We start from the raw sequence: 18083 nt of genomic DNA, 5'->3' as shown, positions 1-18083 counted from the left end.
CATCAGCACAGTACCGATCCTTTCGGCGGGTGCGGGTTGTGGAATCCTTACGGCTGAGGCCCAGGCTCGGATGCTTCATTCGCGTCATCGGAGGACCGGTTCTTACCGGCCCACGCCCGCGCCGCAGCAGTCAGCACGGCGATGCCGAAGAGCAGCAGGGCCAGGTTCCGGCCGTAATTCAGGGGCAGGGCCGACGGATTGTCGGCGGTCCGGCCCAGCCCGAGGGCGAGCGGCAGCGCGGTCACGGTCAGCGCGGTGGCCACGATCGCCGCCACCCGCGCCGGTGGCCGCTCGATCCGCCGGCCGGCCAGCAGCACCAGCGGCAGCCAGATGCCGTCGTGCACGACCAGCACGGCGACCAGGAAGATCAGAACCCCGCCGACCTTGCCGCCGAGGTCGAGGACGGAGCCGACCGCCGCGTAGAGCATGACCAGCACACCGATCATTATCAGCGATCGCCTCATCGCGTCTCCTTGACGGTCAGCCGGGCGACCCACTTCGTCTGCAGCACGCCGGGCCGGTTGGGGGCGATCAGCCGGGCCGGATAGCCGTGGTCGAGATGCAGCACCTCACCCCTCAGCCGCAGCGCGATCAGCGTGAAGGGGTCCTCGGTGAGCGGCGGTTCGACCGTCGAGCTGCCGTAGCGGCCGCCCTGCTGCAGCGATTCGACGAGCACGTGGGCCCGGGCCGGGTCGGCGCCGGCCATCTTCACCAGGTCGCGCAGCCGCACACCGGTCCAGGTGGCGCTCGCGCTCCAGCCCTCCACGCAGGCGATGGGCAGCACCACGGTGTGCTGAGGCAGAGCCTGCAGCGCTTCCAGACCCAGGCGCATCGGCCCGGCCGGGCCGGTCACGGTCAGGGTGTACGCCGGGTCCGACGCGCTCTCCCGCACTCCGGCACCGAGCGCCGTCTTGTTGACCGGCAGGCCCTGCGGCCCGATCCTGGGGCGGCGCGGGGCCAGCACGGCGACCCCCGACAGCGGCCGCACGGTCTCGCCGACCGTGGTGAGGGTGATCAGGCCGGCCGCGATCCCCGCGCCCAGCAGAACGTGGCGGCGTTCGACCCCCCGCTCGACCCCTGCCTCGGCGCCTGCACGTCTCCCGCGCACTGACCGGCGCACCACCGGCAACTGGACCCCGATGTGCACCAGCAGGGCGCCGAAGGTCAGCCAGGCCACCCAGTAGTGGCCGGTGGTGAAGAAGAACGGCATCGGGGTATACCAGCGGGAAACGTTGAGAACGCCGCTGACCAGCTGAAACAGCGCACCGGCGACCAGCGCGGCCACCCCCGCCCGCTCGGCCGCGTGCCGCAGATCGCGCGCCGGCGGCCAGGTGAACAGCCGCGGATAGACCGACCACAGCTTGGCGCCCAGCAGCGGGATCGAGGCCAGCCCGGTCGCCACGTGCACGCCCTGGGTCACCCGGTAGAGCCCGACCGGCCGCGACGGCCACCGGAACCACCACGGCGGGTGCTGGATGAGGTGGCTGAGCAGCCCGGTCGCGAAGCAGATCCCGAAGGCGACGCCGAGCAGCAGGCCGAGCCGGCTGGTCAGCCGGGTCGACCGGGCCCCGAACGCCTCCTTCCGGAACGGTCCGCGCCGCAGCCGCTCCGGCGGCACCGGCAACGGCTGCTCCATCAGCCAGGTCACCATCCCGCGGACCCGGCGGGCCACCGGCACCTTCAGCGGGCGGTCAGCGTGGCGAACCATCGGCCGGCCTCCGTCCGGGTCTCGAGGACGCGGAGGCCCGCGGCGGCGGCCGGTGCGGCGAGGTCGTCGACGGAGAGCACCGCCCAGGGAAGTCCCGCATCCGAGCCGGTCACCGCGGTACGCCCGGCCCAGCTGGGGGTTCCGGGCGCGGCCAGCTCGGCGTGGATGCGCCCGCCCGGCCCGAGCAGGCTGCGGCACCGGCCCAGCAGCCGGGCCGGGTCGCCGCCGATGCCGATGTTGCCGTCGGCCAGCAGCAGGTGCCGCCAGCGCCCGGCGCCCGGCAGCGGCCGGAAGACGTCCCGGCACAGCGCGGTGGCACCGCGCGAGCGGGCGAGCCGCACCGCGGCCGGGCTGAGGTCGATGCCCAGCGCGGCCGTCCCGCCCGCCGCGAGCGCCGCGGCCAGCCGGCCGGGCCCGCAGCCGACGTCGAGGGTCGGCCCGGTGCACGGGTCGAGCAGCGCGGAGTCGCCGGGAAGGGCGTCGCGGCACCACTGTTCCGGCTCGAACCGGTGCATCCCACCGGCCGGGTGTCGGACCGTGAAGGTGGCGGCCCGGCCCGAGACGACGTTGCGGAACGCGGCGTCGAACAGCGCGGCCGCGCTCACCGGCCACTCCCCCGTCCGGCCGGCACGGCCGCCGGGGCGTGCGAGCCCGCCGGAACATGCGCGGCCACCGCGGCCGGGAAGCGGGAGGCGACCGGGCACAGGGCGGCCACGGCGCGCGCGTCGTCCGCGGTGTCCACATCGGTCAGCCGGCGCAGCGCGGCCACTCGCAATCCGCGTCGCCGCAGCGCTTCCCACGTGTCCGCCCCGGTCCTGGCAGTCGACGTGGCGATGCCGGCCAGCACCGAGGCGTGCCGGCTGTCGCGCAGGCCGAGCGCCCACCACCCGCCGTCCGCGGCCGGACCGAGAACCGCACCGGGCCCGTGCGGCGCGGCCAGCCGCCGGAACGTCTCGTCGAGGTCGCGGGCCGACAGCTGCGGCGTGTCCATCCCGACCAGCACCGTGGCCGTTCCCGGCCGGTCGCTGTCGGCGAAGGCATGGGCCAGCCGCGCCCCGAGGGACTCCCCGCGCTGCGGCATCACCTCCCAGCCGGGCGGCGCCTCGAAAGCGCCGTCGACGGCCAGGATCCGCCGACCGGCCCGCGAGGCGGCGACGACGTCGAGCGTGTCGGCCAGCGCGGCCGCGGCCACCAGCGCGGCCTGCGCCGGGGTGCACGGCGGGCACAGCCGCGTCTTCACTCGTCCCGGCACCGGCGCCTTGGCCAGCACGATCACCTGGGGGCCGCTCACCGGGCGAGCACCGCGCTCATGTCCCGCACCGCGCGCACGGTTCCGAGCACGCTGCCCGACACCTTGGACCGGGTCCCGGCCGCCCGCGGGTGGTAGTCGACGTCCACTTCGGTCACTCGCCAGCCGGCCCGGCCCGCGGCCAGCAGCAGTTCGAGCGGATAGCCGAACCTGCGGTCCCGCAGGCCCAGCCCGAGCAGATCGTCCCGGCGTACCGCACGCATCGGCCCGATGTCGTGCACGGCCAGGCCGGTCGTGCGCCGGATCCGCCGGGCCAGCAGGGCGTTGCCGGCCCGGGCGTGCAGCGGCCAGGCCCCGCGGCCGGTCGGGCGCCGCCGGGCGGTACCCAGCTGAGAGGCTCCGGTGAGCACGGGACCGGCGACCAGCGGCAGAAATCCGGGATCGAACGAGCCGTCGGCGTCCATCACGCACACCACCCCGTCGTCCGGGTCGCTCGCCAGCACTCCGGCGTGCACCGCCGCGCCGTAGCCCGGCTCGGCCACCGTCACCACTTCGGCCCCGAACGCCCGGGCCACCTCGGCGGTGCCGTCGGACGAGCCGTTGTCGACCACGATCGGCCGGTAGCCCGACGGCATCCGGGACAGCAGGGCAGGCAGCGCCGGGGCCTCGTTCCGGCAGGGCAACACCACGTCGGTCATAAGAGGCGACGCTAGCCACGACGGCCGTGACCAGGGCTTACGAAGAAGTGACCAGTTCTTACGGATCGATGACGGGCATATCGCGGCACCCCGGCCGGGCCCTAGCGTCGGCGCGGTGACCCACGTACTCGTGACCGGCGGTGCCGGCTTCATCGGATCTCACGTCGTCGAGGCCCTGGCGGCCCGCGGCGACGAGGTGACAATCGTCGACTCCGGACACCCGGGCGCCCATCGGGCGCCCCTGCCGGACTCCGTCGCCGGGATTCCGCTGCGGCTTGTCGACGTACGCGACGGGACCGCGCTCGAACCACTCCTGGCCGGCGTCGACGTGGTCGTCCACCAGGCCGCGATGGTCGGTCTCGGCGTCGACCTGGACGACCTGCCCGAGTACGTCGGCTGCAACGACCTCGGCACGGCCGTGCTGCTGGCGGCGATGGCCCGCCGGGGCGTAGGGCGCCTGGTGCTGGCCAGTTCGATGGTGGTCTACGGCGAGGGCGCGTACGCCTGCGACCGACACGGCCCGGTGCGCCCGGCCGCCCGCCGGATCGACCACCTGGCGGCGGGCCGGTTCGAGCCCGGCTGCCCGCACTGCGGTCACGCGCTGGCCTGGCTGGAGATCGGCGAGGACGCGCCGCTGGACCCGCGCAGCGTCTACGCCGCGACCAAGCTCGCCCAGGAGCATCTGAGCGCCGCCTGGGCCCGCCAGACCGGCGGAAGCGTCGCCGCGCTGCGCTACCACAACGTCTACGGCCCGCGGATGCCGAAGGACACCCCGTACAGCGGAGTGGCCGCGATCTTCCGGTCGGCGCTGGAGGCGGGAACGGCGCCGCGGGTGTTCGAGGACGGCGGCCAGCGGCGCGACTTCGTCCACGTACGCGACGTGGCCGCGGCCAACCTGGCCGCGCTCGACGCGACCGCGGCGCCTGCGGGCTGGCGCGCGTTCAACGTCGCCTCCGGCCGGCCGGCGACGGTGGGCGAGATGGCGGCCGGGCTGGCCCTGGCGGCCGGCGGCCCGGAACCGGTCGTCACCGGCGAGTTCCGCCTGGGCGACGTGCGGCACGTGGTCGCGTCGCCGGCCCGGGCCGAGGCCGAGCTCGGCTTCCGGGCCCGGATCGGCCTCGCCGAGGGGCTGGCCGAGTTCGCGCACGCCCCGCTGCGCGGATGACCCGCAGGGCCGGCCTCGTCGCGGCGGGGATCGGGCTGGGGTCGTTCGCGGTCGCCGGGCTCGTCGGCGGCCTGCTCTACCTGGCCGGTCATCCGGTGCAGGCGAGCGCGGCCCCGCTCTACGCGCACTGGCTACCGCACGTCGGCCCGGGCACCCCGCTCGCCGTGCTGGTGGCCGGCCTGACCTGGCACTTCGGCCCGGCCCTGTCGGCCCGGCTGCGCTGGGCGGCCCTGCACGCCGCCGCGTACGCGACCGCGGTCGCCTGGACCCTTTCGCTGGCCCTGATCGACGGCTGGCAGCGCGGGATCGCCGGGCGCCTGACCACCCGCCCGGAATACCTGCACGACGTCCGCGGTGTCACCGGCATACCCGCGATGTTGCGCGGCTTCACCGCCCGCATCCTCGACTTCCAGCCGGACTCCTGGACCACGCACGTGGCCGGGCATCCGCCGGGCGCCCTGCTCGTCTTCGTCGCCCTCGACCGGCTCGGCCTGCCCGGCGGCGGCTGGGCGGGCCTGCTCTGCATCCTGGCCGGGGCGCTGGTGGCGGTCACCGTGCCGCAGACCGTGCGCCGGCTGGGCGACGACGCCACGGCCCGGGCCTGCGTCCCGTTCCTGGTCCTCTTCCCGGGCGCGGTCTGGTCGGGAGTCTCCGCCGACGGCCTCTTCGCCGGCGTCACCTCGGCCGGCATCATGCTGCTCGCCGCCAACGGGTGGCTGCGGCCGCTGGCCGGTGGCGTCCTGCTCGGCGTCGGCTGCTACCTGTCCTACGGCCTCGTCCTGATGGCGATACCCGCCTTCGCCGTCGTCCTCCGGCGCCGCAGCGCAAAAGCACTGATCGCCGGCCTGCTCGGCGCCGGGGCGGTCGCGGCCGCCTTCACCGCCGCCGGTTTCGACTGGCTGACCGGCTACCACCTCGTGCAGCAGCGTTACTACCAGGGTCTGGCGGCCCACCGGCCGTACTTCTACTGGGTCTGGGCCGACCTGGCGATCCTCGTGGTCAGCGCCGGGCCGGCGGCGGCCGCGGCCCTGCCGCGTACGGTCCGGACGGCGGCCGTGGGCGCCGTCCTGGCCATCGTCGCCGCCGACCTGTCGGGGTTCAGCAAGGCCGAGGTCGAACGCATCTGGTTGCCGTTCGCGGTCTGGCTGCTCGCCGCCACCGGCTCGTTGCCCGCCCGCGACCGGCGCTGGTGGCTGCTCGCTCAGGCCGCGGTCGCCCTGCTCGTCAACCACCTGCTGCTCACCACCTGGTGAGCACCCGACCGCCGGTGCGTCGACGATTTCGGAAACCCTCGGCGGCCGCTGCGCTTGGCGCCGGAACGGCCGCTGTTACTTACAGCCTTGTTGTAGGGTGAGGCGCCTCACGGCCCGGGGAGGGAAATGTCCGCACCACTGTCACTGCCCACACCACCTCCCAAGGCGCCCGAATTCGGGGCCGACGCGCTGATCGTCTGCGAGAGCCTGGTCCGCATCTACCAGACCGGGCCGATCGAGGTTCAGGCACTTCAGGGCCTCGACCTGATCGTCGAGAGCGGCGAGATGGTCGCCGTCGTCGGCGCCTCCGGGTCGGGCAAGTCGACGCTGCTGTCGATCCTGGCCGGCATCGACGCGCCGACCGCCGGCCGGGCCCGGGTCGAGAAGTGGGACCTGCTGTCGATGTCGCGCACCGACCGGGTGCGCTACCGGCGGCACACCGTCGGCTTCGTGCGGCAGCAGACCGCGAGCAACCTCGTTCCCTACCTGACCGCGCGCCAGATGGTCGACCTGCCGATGACCGCGGCGCGGGTCCCAGCGCGCACCCGCAAGGCCCGCAGCATGGAGTTGCTGGGCGCGCTCGGCATGGGCGACCTCGCCGACCGCAGGCCGGGCCAGCTCTCCGGCGGTCAGCAGATGCGGGTCGCGATCGCGGTGGCGCTGGCCAACGAGCCGCACGTGCTGTTCGCCGACGAGCCGACCGGCGAGCTCGACACGGCCACCTCGGCCGAGGTGTTCGAGATGCTGCGCACGGTCAACCGCAACCTCGGCGTCACCATCGTCATCGTCACCCACGACCCGGGGGTCAGCGGCCAGGTGGAACGCACGGTGGCGATCCGCGACGGGCGCACCAGCAGCGAGGTGCTGCGCCGCACCCACACACGCGAAGACGGGGGCGAGCATGTCATCGCCGAGGAATACGCGGTGATGGACCGCGCCGGCCGCGTCCAGATCCCGCGCGACTACCGCGAGGCCCTGGCCCTCACCCGCCGGGTCCGGCTCGCGCTCGAACCCGACCACGTCACGATCCGGCCCGACGCATGACGGCCCCGCTCCTGACCGTGCAGGGGGTGCACCGCACCTTCGGCAACGGCCCGGCTGTCGTGCACGCGCTGCGCGACATCACGTTCTCCGTCGAGCCGGGCACGATGGTCGCGCTGGTCGGACGCTCCGGCTCCGGCAAGACGACCCTGCTCAACGTCATCGGCGGCCTCGACCGGCCGGACAGCGGCACGGTCACCGTCGACGGTGTCGAGGTCACCGGGCTCGACGAGGACGGTCTCTCCCTCCTGCGGCGCGAGAAGGTCTCGTACGTCTTCCAGACGTTCGGCCTCATCCCGGTGCTGTCCGCGGCCGAGAACGTGGGTGTCCCGCTGCGTCTGGCCCGCACCGAACAGAAGGAACGCGAGCGCCGCGTCGAGCTTCTGCTGGACCTGGTCGGGCTGTCCGATCACGCCCGGCAGCGGCCGGGTGAGCTCTCCGGCGGTCAGCAGCAGCGGGTCGCGATCGCCCGGGCGCTCGCCGCCTCGCCGCGGCTGCTGGTGGCCGACGAGCCCACCGGCCAGCTCGACGCCGAGACCGGTCTCGCCGTCATGGCCCTGCTGCGCGGGGTGGTCGAGTCGGAGGGCGTGACCGCGCTGGTCTCCACCCACGATCCGGTCATGATGGAGCTCGCCGACCGGATCGTCCACATCGCCGACGGACAGCTCACCCCGTGATCGCGCTGCTCCTGCGGCGCGCCCGGGCGCAATGGCCGCTGCTGCTGTCCCTGCTCGCGGTCCTCACCATCGGCGCCACCCTGCTCGGGGCGTGCACGCTGCTGGTGACCCGCACCTCCCAGCGGGCGGTCGAGGTCGCGGCCGCGCGCGCCGGCGCCGACGACGTCGAGGTCACGGCCTACACGGGCACGATCGGGGCGGCCGGCGCGCGGTCGGTCGCCGCCGACACGCGTACGGTCCTCATCTCGTCGGTCCGGCCGTTCGCCGCGACGATGTCGACCCGCGCGTCGTCGGAGATGCGCCGGCTGCCGGCGCAGAGCGACGAGGCACACGGTCTGCTCAGCGAGGGCTACCTCTCCGGGTTCGACGGCCTGCAAAACTCGGCCACCCTGACCGCCGGGCGCTGGCCGCGGTCGGCTGCCGACGGCGCCCGTCCGGGAGCCCCGCTGGAGGCGGTGCTGTTCGACAGCACCGCGCGGCTGCTCGGCCTGAAGGTGGGCAGCCACGAGCACCTCGGCACCGAACTGGGCCGCTTCAACGCGCCGCAGCTCGACGTGACGATCGTCGGCATCGTGCACCCGCTGCCCGACGCGGGCTGGGACCGCGACGTGCTGGGCGGCGCCGGCTTCGACCCCGACCCGGAGGACGTGGCCTACGCGGCCGACGTCAACGCGTACGGGCCGTTCCTGGTCACCCTCGACGACCTGCTGGCCAGCAGGTCCGACCTGGCCCGGCTGGAGGTCACCGCCCACCCCGACCTGTCCGCGCCGACCAGCCGCGACCTCGACCGGCTGACCGATGCGGTGCTCGGGGCCGACGGCAAGCTGGCGGGCACGCTCACCGACCGCGTCCAGCTCGAGCGGGTCGCCTCGCCGCTCCCGCATACCCTGCTGGCGAGCCGCGACCAGCAGGAGCTGACCGCGGGCGAGGTGCTCGCGCTGACGCTGATCGGCGTGCTGCTCACCGCGATCGCGCTCGCCCTGGCCGGACGTCTCACCACCGGCGTACGCGCCGAGGAGAGCGCCCTGTTCACCGCCCTGGGCACCAGCCGCGCCCAGAACGCCTTCGCCTCGGCGATCGAGGCCGCGGTCCTGGCCCTACTCGCGGCCGTCCTGGCCGTGCCGGCCTCGTCGGTGCTGCACGCGCTGCTCACCCATCTCCCGCCGCTGAAGGGCGCCGGGCTCGCGGCCCGGCCGGCGGTCACGCTGCCCCAGGTGCTCGCGATCGCCGGCGGCGTGCTGGCCCTCGCGCTGCTGCACGTCGGGCTCGCGGTGCGGCCCGCGGCCGACTCCGGTGACCGGCGCACCCGCCGCGAACTGCTCGCCCGGTCCGGCGCCGACGTGCTGCTGTTCGCCCTGGCCGGCGTCGGCTGGTGGCAGCTGCAGTCGCAGCCCGCGGCGGCCGGCTCGCGCGCCGACGTCGTACGCGTGCTGGCCCCGGCCCTGCTCCTCACCGCCGGCACGGCCCTGACCCTGCGGCTGCTCCCGCCCGCGCTGCGCCAGGCCGAGCGGCTGGCCGGCCGCTCGCGGGGCACCGTCCTCCCGCTGGCCGCGTTCCAGGCCGCCCGGCGTCCCCAGGCCTACGCGGCCGGTCTGCTGATCGGACTGGCCTGCGCCGCCGCGACCTTCGGCACCGCCTTCGCCGCCACCTGGAACACCTCCCAGCACGACCAGGCCGACCTTGCCGTCGGCACCGACCTCGCCATCACCCTGGACGCGCCGCCGACCGCCGGGCAGGGCGCCGCGGTCACGGCCGCCACCGGCGGGACGGTCAGCCCGGTCGCCGGGCAGAACATCGCCGTCGGCCAGTGGCTCGGCGGCGAGGGTGCGTCGCCCTGGCTGCTGGCTTTCGACACCCGGCAGGCGTCCGCCGTGTTGCGCGGCCGCGTCGACACCAGCTGGGCCGATGTGGCCCGGCCCCTCACCCCCAGGACCCCGGTGACCGGGCCGGCGCTGGCCAAGGGCGCGACCCCGACGATCACCGGCAAGGCGCGCCAAGGAAGCCTCACGGTGACTCCTCGCCTGCTGTTGCAGGACGCCAACGGTCTGCGCACCGCCTGCAGCGGGCCACCGGTCGTGCTGGACGGCCATCCGCACCCGGTGCCCGGCTGCGTCCCGACCGCCGGGCTGCACCTGGTCGCCGTCGCCATGCCGGTGACCACCGAGGCGTGGAGCCAGCCGGGCACCGCCTTCGACGTCACACTCACCTGGCCCGACGGGGCCGACCCGCCCATCGCATGGACCGCTCGCGCGGCCTCCCCCGAGGCGGCCCAGCTCGTCAACACGACCGTCAAGGCCACCGGCAACCGGCTCCGCATGACCGCCTCGGTCTACTTCTCCGAGCCGGCCGACTCGACCCGCGTGCTGGTCGCCACGACCTTCCCGGACCCGGGCCCGGTGCCGGTCGCCGTCTCGACCGCTTTCGCCCGCGACGTCAGCGCCCACCTGGGCTCCGAGCTCAGCCTGACCTTCTCCACCACGCCGGTCGCGGCGGTGGTCAGCGAGATCGTGCCGACGATCCCGTCCGCGCCCGGGGCGCCCGCGGCGATGGCCGACCTCGACGCCCTCTCCCGCTCGCTGGTCAACCATGGCGAGTTCGACTCGCCGGTCACCGGCTGGTGGGCCGGCGATCCCCGGCCCGGAGCCACGGCCCGGGTCGCCGATCTGCACATCGGCAGGACCGCGACCCGGGTGGCCGAAACCGCGCGGCTGACCGGCAGCCCGGCCCGCGCCTCGCTGCCCGCCGTGCTCCGGGTGCTGGTCGCCGCGGCCATCGTGCTGCTGCTCGGCGGCGTCGTCCTGCACGTCGCCTGCGACGTGCAGTTGCGGGCGCTCGAGGTGGCCCGGCTGCGCGGCCTGGGCATGTCCCGGCGCGACATCCGGGCGGCGCTGCTCGGCGAGCACGCCGCCGTCCTGCTCCCGCTGCTGGTCGCGGGCGCGGTCATCGGCGCGCTTGCCACCTGGCTCGTCGCGCCGCTGCTCATCCGGTCCGACACCGGCGCCGCACCGGTCCCCCGCGCCCTCGCCCAGTGGCCGTGGGCCGCCGAGGGCGCCCTGCTCGGCCTGCTCGTGGTCGGCTCCGCCCTGGCGGTCGCGGCCGTCGTCACCGTCCAGGCCCGCCGGGCCGACGCCGCCCACCTGCGAGTCGCGTCATGAACCTGCCTGCTCCTCACCCGCCCGCCCTGCACTGGCCCAGCATCCGCGGCCGGGCCCGCGCCGACCGCGGTCCGTTGCTCCTGGCGGCCGGCGTCGTCCTGATCGTCTCGCTGATCGCGGCCGCCGTGCCACCGCTCATCACCTCGACCTCCGACGCGGCGTCCCAGGACGCCGTCCGCAAGGCCGTGTCGGATTCCGCCGTGCAGGCCCAGGCCCTCTTCGAGTACGACGACAGCGGAGACGGGCGCACCCGCAACCCGGGTCTGGCCGCCGACATCGACAGCCTCCGCCAGCGGGCCCAAATGCAGCTCGCCCCGGATCTGCGGGCCAAACTCCAGCCGCCGATCAGCACGGTCACCGCGACCACCCTGTCGGTCGCCGACGGCAGCGTCCAGCGGCACTTCCAGATCGACTATGTGCATGACGACCACGGCGGTCCGGCCGTCACCTGGGTCGCCGGTCATGCGCCGCGGGCCACGGCCGAGGGCAGCGTCGACGTCCCGGTCACCGCGCCGAAATGGGAGGTACAGATCGGCCTCTCGGAACCCGAGGCGGCCGCGCTGAAGCTCAAACCGGGCGACCACGTCCCGGTCGAGGACGACCTGCACAACAAATACAACTACCGGGTGAGCGGCATTTACCGGGCGGTCGACCCGAACGACCCGGCCTGGCAGCTCATACCTTGGCTGCTGCGCCCGGTCGCCGACATCGACGGCCTCGGCACCACCCGGTTCGGCGGCCTGATGTCGGCCGACTCGCTGCCCGACGGCCGGCTCGCCATGCTGGCCGACCAGATGCAGCGCACCGTCTGGTTCTCGGCCGACCCGGGCAAGCTCACCTGGATATCGGCCCAGACGCTGGCGGCGACCGTCGCCAACCTGAAGGCCACCTCCGCCGCGTCCGGGGCCCACGACACCTCGATCAAGTGGGCCACCCAGCTCGACAGCGTGCTGCGTAACGTCCGCGAGAAGGTGAACGCGGCGACCGCCCAGGCCTCGGTACTGCTGATCGCGGTGCTGACCGGGGGCGCGCTGGTGCTGCTGCTCGCGGCCGAGCTGCTCGTGCGGCGGCGGGCGACCGCGCTGACCGCGGCCCGCCAGCGCGGCGCCGGCCTGCCGACGCTCGCCACCGAACTGCTGATCGAGGCGGCCGCGGTGACCCTGCCGGCCGCCGCGGCCGGCCTGGTCCTCGCCCTGGTGCTGACCGGCGGGGCGTCCGTGACCTGGTCTGCTCCGGTCATCCTCTGTGGACTGATCGCCGGGCCGGCTTTCGGGACACTCGCGGCCGCGAAGGCCACGCGCGACCGGCGTACGCCCGCCAACCGCGCCGCACGGCGATGGGCGCAACGCACCCGGCAGTTGCGCCGCGCGGCGCTGGATGTGGCCGTCGTGGCCCTGACCGTCGGCGCGATCGTCGCCCTCCGGCAGCGCGGCGTCGTGCCCGGGTCCGACACCGCCCTCCCGGCCAGCGCACCCACTCTCGGCGTCGTCACCGGCGCCCTGGTCCTGCTGCGGCTCCTCCCGGCGGGCACCGGGATCGCCCTGCGGCAGTCGCTGCGGTCGCGGCGCGCCCTGGCCGTCTTCGGCACCGCCCGGGCCGCCGCGACCGCCACCCGGGTGCTGCCGGTGCTGGTGCTGACCACGACGGTCGCGCTGGCCGCGTTCGCGGCCACCCTCGACCGCACCACCTCGAACGGCATGCGGCAGGGCGCGTGGCAGACGGTCGGCGCCGAGGCCCGCCTCGACCTTCCGGCCGACCCCACGAACCCCGGCTCGACCGCCCAGATCGCGGCCCGCATCGCGGCCGCGCCCGGCGTCACCCAGGCCGTGACGGCCGACGTCAGCAACGGCGTGCGGGTCATCGCCAACTCCAACGCGGTCGTCCCGACCCTGATCGTCGTGGACTCGGCCGCCTTCCAGCGCCTTCTCGCGAGCACCCCGCTTCCCGACGCATCCCAGCTGTCGTTGTTGAAAAAGGGCGGGAAACCCATCCCGGCCCTGGTCCACACCAGCGACGGCAGCCTGCGCCCCGGCATGACAATGCAGGTCGAGCAGCAGGAAAACGCGGCTCCGATCCAGGTGCAGGCGGTCGGCACGGCACCGTTGGTGGACAACATCGCCGACGTGGTCATCGTGGACGCCGCGGCCGGGCTGCCGTTCATCCCCAACACGGTCTGGGTCACCGGTCCCGGCGCGGGCGCCGCGGTCCACATGGCCTCGCACGGCTACCACGCCGCCATCCGCTCCGAGGTGCTCCAGGAGCAGCGCAAGGCACCGTTGAACGCCGGCCTGGTCGCGCTCGACTGGGCGGTCTTCGGCACGCTGCTGGCGCTCGGCCTGCTCGGCTTCGCCCTGGCCGCCGCGGCGAGCGCCCCCGAGCGCTGGGAAACCCTGGCCCGCCTGCGCACCCTCGGCCTGCGCACCCGCGACACCCGCCGCGTCGCGGCCGCCGAGTTGCTCCCGCCGATCCTCCTCGCCGCGATCTGCGGCCCGCTGCTGGCCCTGCTGCTGGTCAAGTTGACCTTCGGTCCGCTCGCGCTGCGCAACCTGACCGGCCAGACCACCGACCCGGCCCCGCTCATCCCGTGGTGGCTGCTCGGCATCGTGGCCCTGCTGCTGATCGGCACCCTCTTCGCCGTGGTCGCCGCGGAGGCCGCCACCCGCCGACGCCGCCGCCTGAGCGACGTCCTCCGCGTCGGCGGCGGCTGACCCGGCGTCCGCTGTTGAGACATCGGGCGTGAGTCTGAAGGCTGGTCCTTGCCGGTAAAGGGAGCCCCCGCCTCTCCGCCCTGCTCGACGACCTCTCCGGCGCCGTCGAACGCTTCTGCACCGGCCTGTCCGCCCCGCTGTTCGACCGCGTCGACGACGACCACGCGACGCCCTGACCGCCCGCGGCTGCCCGGTAACCTACGTCGAATATTCCGGCGCCCACGACTACGTCAACTGGCGCCACAACTTCCTGGAGGCCCTGATCGGCGCCGTGGCCGCCGGTTCCTAGCCGCCGCACCCGGCGTTCTCGGAGTCCGCTCATGATCAGAGGTCGTCGTCGCCGAAGGCGTGAGCCGAGCACCCTGGTGGCCGCCTTCTCCAGCGAAGCCGTGCGAGCCCCGCGGGTGTGGTGCACCCGTCGCCCCCTTTGGCATCCTAGGATCCTGGGTTGAATGCCGTTTGGCGCCCCGAAGCCAAACGACGATGATCAGCACGTGGCCGATCTGATCGAACATCTGGAATCTTTTCTCGGGCCCTTGACGGGCGGAAGCCGCGGCGATGAGACCACCCCGGAGGGGGTACAGATCGCCTGGTTCCCCGACCGGCCGTTCCACGGCGTGACCACGCTCGTCACCGTAGGGCTGTCGCGACGGCACCTCGCCCTCCCTGGCGGCAACGCCCTGCACCAGGAACTGTTGATGCACGTCCCGAGCAACGGCTACCCGGACCGGGCCGCCGGCCTCCTGTTCCAGGTGGCCGGCGAGATGACCCGCCGCGGCGCCGCCCTGCCGCACGCCCACGTGATCGGCCCGCGCGGGCCGCTCTTCCCCGGCAGTACCGCCACCGCCCTGGTCGCGATCACCCCCCGCTACCTGCCGGAGGCGTTCGAGGTCGCCCACATCGACGACTCGGTGCCCGTGGTCATGACGTGGCTGGTCCCGATCACCACCGGCGAGGCGGAGCTGATCCGGCGGGACGGGTGGAAGGCACTGGAGCGGGCGATCGAAGCCGAGGACCCGGATCTTTCCGATCCCACCCGCGCGCCGGTGAGGACACGCTGAAGCGGCTCGGCGGCAACGGCCGCCGCGCCGCGATCGGACCGTCGGTGCCAGTTCAGGCTGAATCGCTGGTGGTCTGCCTGCTGCAGTCGTAGATCTGCCGTTGCCGGTGCCCCAGACGTCGAGGCAGCGTCCGGGCTGCACGCCGGTGATCATTCATTCCCTCACCTTTCTGCGCAACACGTCAGCTTTGCGTGTCGCGCAGTTATTGCGTGGTACGCAATTAGGCGCCATGCTGAAGGCATGCCCGAACTCCCCAGCACGCCGGTCCCGGCGCCCCAGCGGCGCCGGGACCTTCAAAAGGAGCAGACCCGGCTCGACCTCGCCCTGGCCGCCTTCGAGCTGGCCCGGACCGAGGGCCTGGCCAACCTGCGGGTTCCGCAGATCGCCGAGTCCATCGGCGTCTCGACCCGCACGTTCAACAACTACTTCCCCAGCAAGGAGGCGGCGATCGTCTGGCCGGCCACGCTGCGCGGCGCTCAGCTGATCTCGAACGTCGACGCCCGCCCGAGTGGGGAGCTTCTGGCCGACGCCCTCGTCGAAGCCGTGGCCGGCCTCTACGGACCGGGTAGCCAGGACGGTCTGCCCAAAGAATGGCTGGGCGGCTTCCGAGCCCTCGTCGCCACCGAGCCGATGCTCCAGGGCGAATACCTGAAGACTCAGGCGGCCGGCGAGCGGGCGCTCGCCGACGCCATCGCCCGCCGCACCGGGGCGGAGCCCGGAAGCCTTCGACCTCTGGTGCTCGCCGGGGTGGTCATCGCCGCCGAACGAGCGGCCGTCCTGCACTGGTCCGGCCAGAGCACCCGATCGACCCGGTTGATCGAGGTCGTCCGCACCGCCGTCGCCCTGGCGACGAGTGGCACCGCCTTCACCGGCATCACCCTGCGCTGAATCGAGAAGAAAGCGAGCTCAGTCATGCTGTTCCTCTTCCGCGGCCGGCACGGGCCGATGGTGCGCATCGTCCTCGGCCTGGTCATGCTCGTCGTCGGGCTGCTCCACCACGGCTGGCTGATCGTGGCCGTCATCGGCGCCGTGCTCCTCCTCTGGGGCGCGGCCGGACTTATCAGCGCCCGACGGCAGACCCCGCACGGCAATGGACGACAGTCGTGAACGCCGTCGTCGTCGAGGCGCTCACGAAACGCTTCACGGACTTCGCCGCCGTCGACGGCGTCAGCTTCGAGGTGCCCGCGGGACAGGTCGTCGCCCTGCTCGGGCCCAACGGGGCCGGCAAGACCACCACTCTGGAGATGCTCGAGGGGTTCCTCACTCCCACCACGGGCACCGCCCGGGTGCTCGGCGTCGACCCACGGCGAGGCGACCGGCGGTGGCGGGCGCGGATCGGGCTCGTGCTCCAGTCCACCAGCCTGGACGCCGAGCTGACCGTGCGTGACACCCTGGCGATCTTCGCGGGCCTCTACCCCCACCCACGCCCGATCGACGAGGCGCTCGACCTGGTCGACCTCGCCGACGACGCCGGGACCAGAGTCGGGCTTCTCTCCGGCGGTCAACGCCGGCGGGTCGATGTCGCCATCGGCATCATCGGCCGGCCCGAAGTGCTCTTCCTGGACGAGCCCACGACCGGACTCGACCCCGAAGCGCGGCGACGAGCCTGGTCGGCCGTGGGGAACCTGACCACCGCCGGCACCACGGTCATCCTCACCACCCACTACATCGACGAGGCCGACCACCTCGCCGACCGGCTCATCCTCCTCGCCGGCGGACGGGTGCTGGCCGACACGACGCCGGCGGGGCTCCGATCGCAGGGCGGCCCCGCCGTCATCCGCTACCGGCCGCCCGGGGACTCGTCCCGCGACGGCCTCCCGCCGAGCCTCGCGCCGTACCTCGACCCGGACACCCAGACCCTGATCGTTCCCGCGACGGATCCGGCGGTTCCCCTGCGGGACCTCCTGAACTGGGCCGACCGCCATCACCTCGACCTCGCCGGAGTCCAGATCGGACAACCGAGCCTGGAGGACGCCTACCTCGCCGCGATCGGCGAGCCGGCCGGACCGAAAGTGAGCCCGTCATGACCGAAGAGACCCGGATGCCGGGCATCGGGCGGCTGCTCGCCGCACAGATCGTTTATCAGGCCCGGCTCCTGGCCGGCGGCCGGGCGATCATCATCGGCGTCGGACTCCCCGTCCTCCTGCTGATCGCCTCGCAGGGCCGCCACACCGACACCGCCGCCGACACCGCCGCGGCCGCGGGCTACGCCACCTTCGGCCTCACCCTGACTGCCTGGAACACCTATGGCGTACGCCTCGTCGCCGCCCGCGAATCCGGCGTCCTCAAACGATGGCGGGCCACACCGTTGCCGCGCTGGTGCTATTTCCTGGGCCGCATTCTCGCTACCGTGGTCGTGGCCGCGATCGCGGGTGCCGCGACCGTCGCCGCCGCCGCCCTGCTCTTCCACACCCGGGTGACCGTCAGCGGCGCCCTTGCCGCACTCGTCGTCTTCATCCTCGGCGCATGCGCCTGGGCGGCCACCGCCACCGCGCTCACCGCCGTGATCCCCACCATCGAAGCGGCCGCCCCCACCTGCATGGCCGTCTACTTCCCCGTCATCGTCATCTCCGGCGTCTTCGGCAGCATCAGCGAACCGTCATGGCTGACCACCATCGCCGAATACCTCCCCGCACAGCCGCTCATCCACGCCTTGACCACCGCCCTCGGCCACACCGCCGGCCAACCCTGGCTCCCCACCCGTGACGTCCTGGTCCTCGCCGCCTGGGCGGTCGCCGGACTCGCGCTCGCGATCACCACGTTCCGCTGGGAGCCGCACCGGCCCGCCCAGAGACGCGGCGTCCGCCCGCAGCGCGTCCCGGACCGGGGCATAGCGTAGGCGGATGGCCGTCACCGACCGGGATCGTCGGCACCTCGCCGGTCGGCGCAGTCGCCCTCACGGTCACCACGGCCACTTCGCCGCTGACCGGCGCGAGCCCGGAGGTCGCTGGTGACCAACACACCCGCCGAGATCGTCCTAGCCGTGGCCGCCGGCGTAAGCCGCCTGGCCGTAGGCGTGTCCACAATGGAAGCGGATGCCGAGGCCATCTGCCTGGCGCTGCTCTACGCCGGACAAACCGATGTGAGGCATCCCTTCGCCCCACTGGGTGACCATCCGCTCCGCACCCGAGAAGACCTGCGCCGCTATTTCGCCGCGATTCCCCACCACATGAAGGACGTCACCAGATTCGAGCCCGGTCGGCAAGGTTCACGAAACCACCGATCCGGATTAGCGGCCGCGGTCGGGCGAGTCGGCAGGCAGAGAAGCGGGGGGGGGGGGGGGGGGGCGGCCCCCCCGCCCCCCCCCCCGGGGGGGGGGGGGGGGGGGGGGGGGGGGGTGGGGGGGGGGGGGGGGGGAGTAGTGGGGA

The 18083-nt window shown here is 74.0% G+C and carries 16 protein-coding genes; 11 read left to right on the top strand and 5 right to left on the bottom strand.

Going from position 1 to position 18083, the window contains the following annotated elements:
- Positions 1–47: 47 nt before the first annotated feature.
- Genes ACIA5C_RS21135 through ACIA5C_RS21115 form a run of 5 tightly spaced genes read right to left on the bottom strand, consistent with a single transcriptional unit; the run spans position 48 to position 3655 of the window.
- The gene (locus ACIA5C_RS21135) at positions 48–464 is read right to left on the bottom strand and encodes a hypothetical protein (protein WP_396057012.1); all 417 of its coding nucleotides are present in this window, start codon (positions 462–464) and stop codon (positions 48–50) included.
- Positions 461–1708, bottom strand: coding sequence for a molybdopterin-dependent oxidoreductase (locus ACIA5C_RS21130; protein WP_396057010.1), 1248 nt, complete (start codon positions 1706–1708; stop codon positions 461–463). The genes ACIA5C_RS21135 and ACIA5C_RS21130 overlap by 4 nt, the downstream gene beginning before the upstream one ends.
- Positions 1681–2313 (bottom strand): methyltransferase domain-containing protein, encoded by a 633-nt coding sequence (locus ACIA5C_RS21125; RefSeq protein ID WP_396057008.1) that lies wholly within the window; start codon positions 2311–2313, stop codon positions 1681–1683. Before ACIA5C_RS21125 ends, ACIA5C_RS21130 begins: the two co-directional genes overlap by 28 nt.
- A complete protein-coding gene (locus ACIA5C_RS21120; protein WP_396057006.1) occupies positions 2310–2999 on the bottom strand; it encodes a DUF2064 domain-containing protein in 690 nt (229 codons plus the stop codon). The genes ACIA5C_RS21125 and ACIA5C_RS21120 overlap by 4 nt, the downstream gene beginning before the upstream one ends.
- Positions 2996–3655: a glycosyltransferase family 2 protein gene (locus ACIA5C_RS21115; protein ID WP_396057004.1), complete on the bottom strand. Its 660-nt coding sequence runs from the start codon at positions 3653–3655 to the stop codon at positions 2996–2998. Before ACIA5C_RS21115 ends, ACIA5C_RS21120 begins: the two co-directional genes overlap by 4 nt.
- A gap of 115 nt (positions 3656–3770) precedes the next feature.
- Here ACIA5C_RS21115 and ACIA5C_RS21110 point away from each other — a divergent pair, with 115 nt between their 5' ends.
- The 11 genes from ACIA5C_RS21110 (at position 3771) to ACIA5C_RS21060 (ending at position 17554) form a co-directional block, all read left to right on the top strand.
- Positions 3771–4820: an NAD-dependent epimerase/dehydratase family protein gene (locus ACIA5C_RS21110; protein WP_396057002.1), complete on the top strand. Its 1050-nt coding sequence runs from the start codon at positions 3771–3773 to the stop codon at positions 4818–4820.
- Positions 4817–6073 (top strand): hypothetical protein, encoded by a 1257-nt coding sequence (locus tag ACIA5C_RS21105; protein ID WP_396057000.1) that lies wholly within the window; start codon positions 4817–4819, stop codon positions 6071–6073. Before ACIA5C_RS21110 ends, ACIA5C_RS21105 begins: the two co-directional genes overlap by 4 nt.
- A 126-nt stretch (positions 6074–6199) precedes the next feature.
- Positions 6200–7117 (top strand): ABC transporter ATP-binding protein, encoded by a 918-nt coding sequence (locus tag ACIA5C_RS21100; protein ID WP_396056998.1) that lies wholly within the window; start codon positions 6200–6202, stop codon positions 7115–7117.
- Positions 7114–7791 (top strand): ABC transporter ATP-binding protein, encoded by a 678-nt coding sequence (locus ACIA5C_RS21095; RefSeq protein WP_396056996.1) that lies wholly within the window; start codon positions 7114–7116, stop codon positions 7789–7791. The genes ACIA5C_RS21100 and ACIA5C_RS21095 overlap by 4 nt, the downstream gene beginning before the upstream one ends.
- Positions 7788–10946: an FtsX-like permease family protein gene (locus ACIA5C_RS21090; protein WP_396056994.1), complete on the top strand. Its 3159-nt coding sequence runs from the start codon at positions 7788–7790 to the stop codon at positions 10944–10946. Before ACIA5C_RS21095 ends, ACIA5C_RS21090 begins: the two co-directional genes overlap by 4 nt.
- The gene (locus ACIA5C_RS21085; RefSeq protein WP_396056992.1) at positions 10943–13654 is read left to right on the top strand and encodes an FtsX-like permease family protein; all 2712 of its coding nucleotides are present in this window, start codon (positions 10943–10945) and stop codon (positions 13652–13654) included. Before ACIA5C_RS21090 ends, ACIA5C_RS21085 begins: the two co-directional genes overlap by 4 nt.
- A gap of 494 nt (positions 13655–14148) precedes the next feature.
- The gene (locus tag ACIA5C_RS21080; RefSeq protein ID WP_396056990.1) at positions 14149–14715 is read left to right on the top strand and encodes a suppressor of fused domain protein; all 567 of its coding nucleotides are present in this window, start codon (positions 14149–14151) and stop codon (positions 14713–14715) included.
- A 240-nt stretch (positions 14716–14955) separates the two neighbouring features.
- Entirely contained in the window at positions 14956–15603 is a 648-nt protein-coding gene (locus ACIA5C_RS21075) for a TetR family transcriptional regulator (RefSeq protein WP_396056988.1), read from the top strand.
- A gap of 24 nt (positions 15604–15627) precedes the next feature.
- Positions 15628–15822, top strand: coding sequence for a hypothetical protein (locus ACIA5C_RS21070; RefSeq protein WP_396056986.1), 195 nt, complete (start codon positions 15628–15630; stop codon positions 15820–15822).
- Positions 15819–16742, top strand: a complete 924-nt coding sequence (locus tag ACIA5C_RS21065) for an ABC transporter ATP-binding protein (protein WP_396056984.1) — start codon at positions 15819–15821, stop codon at positions 16740–16742. The genes ACIA5C_RS21070 and ACIA5C_RS21065 overlap by 4 nt, the downstream gene beginning before the upstream one ends.
- Positions 16739–17554, top strand: a complete 816-nt coding sequence (locus tag ACIA5C_RS21060; RefSeq protein WP_396056982.1) for an ABC transporter permease — start codon at positions 16739–16741, stop codon at positions 17552–17554. The genes ACIA5C_RS21065 and ACIA5C_RS21060 overlap by 4 nt, the downstream gene beginning before the upstream one ends.
- Positions 17555–18083 lie beyond the last annotated feature (529 nt).

The organism is Actinoplanes sp. NPDC051343, from assembly GCF_044455125.1.
Taxonomy (GTDB): Bacteria; Actinomycetota; Actinomycetes; order Mycobacteriales; family Micromonosporaceae; genus Actinoplanes.
This window is presented reverse-complemented; position numbering and strand designations above follow the sequence as displayed.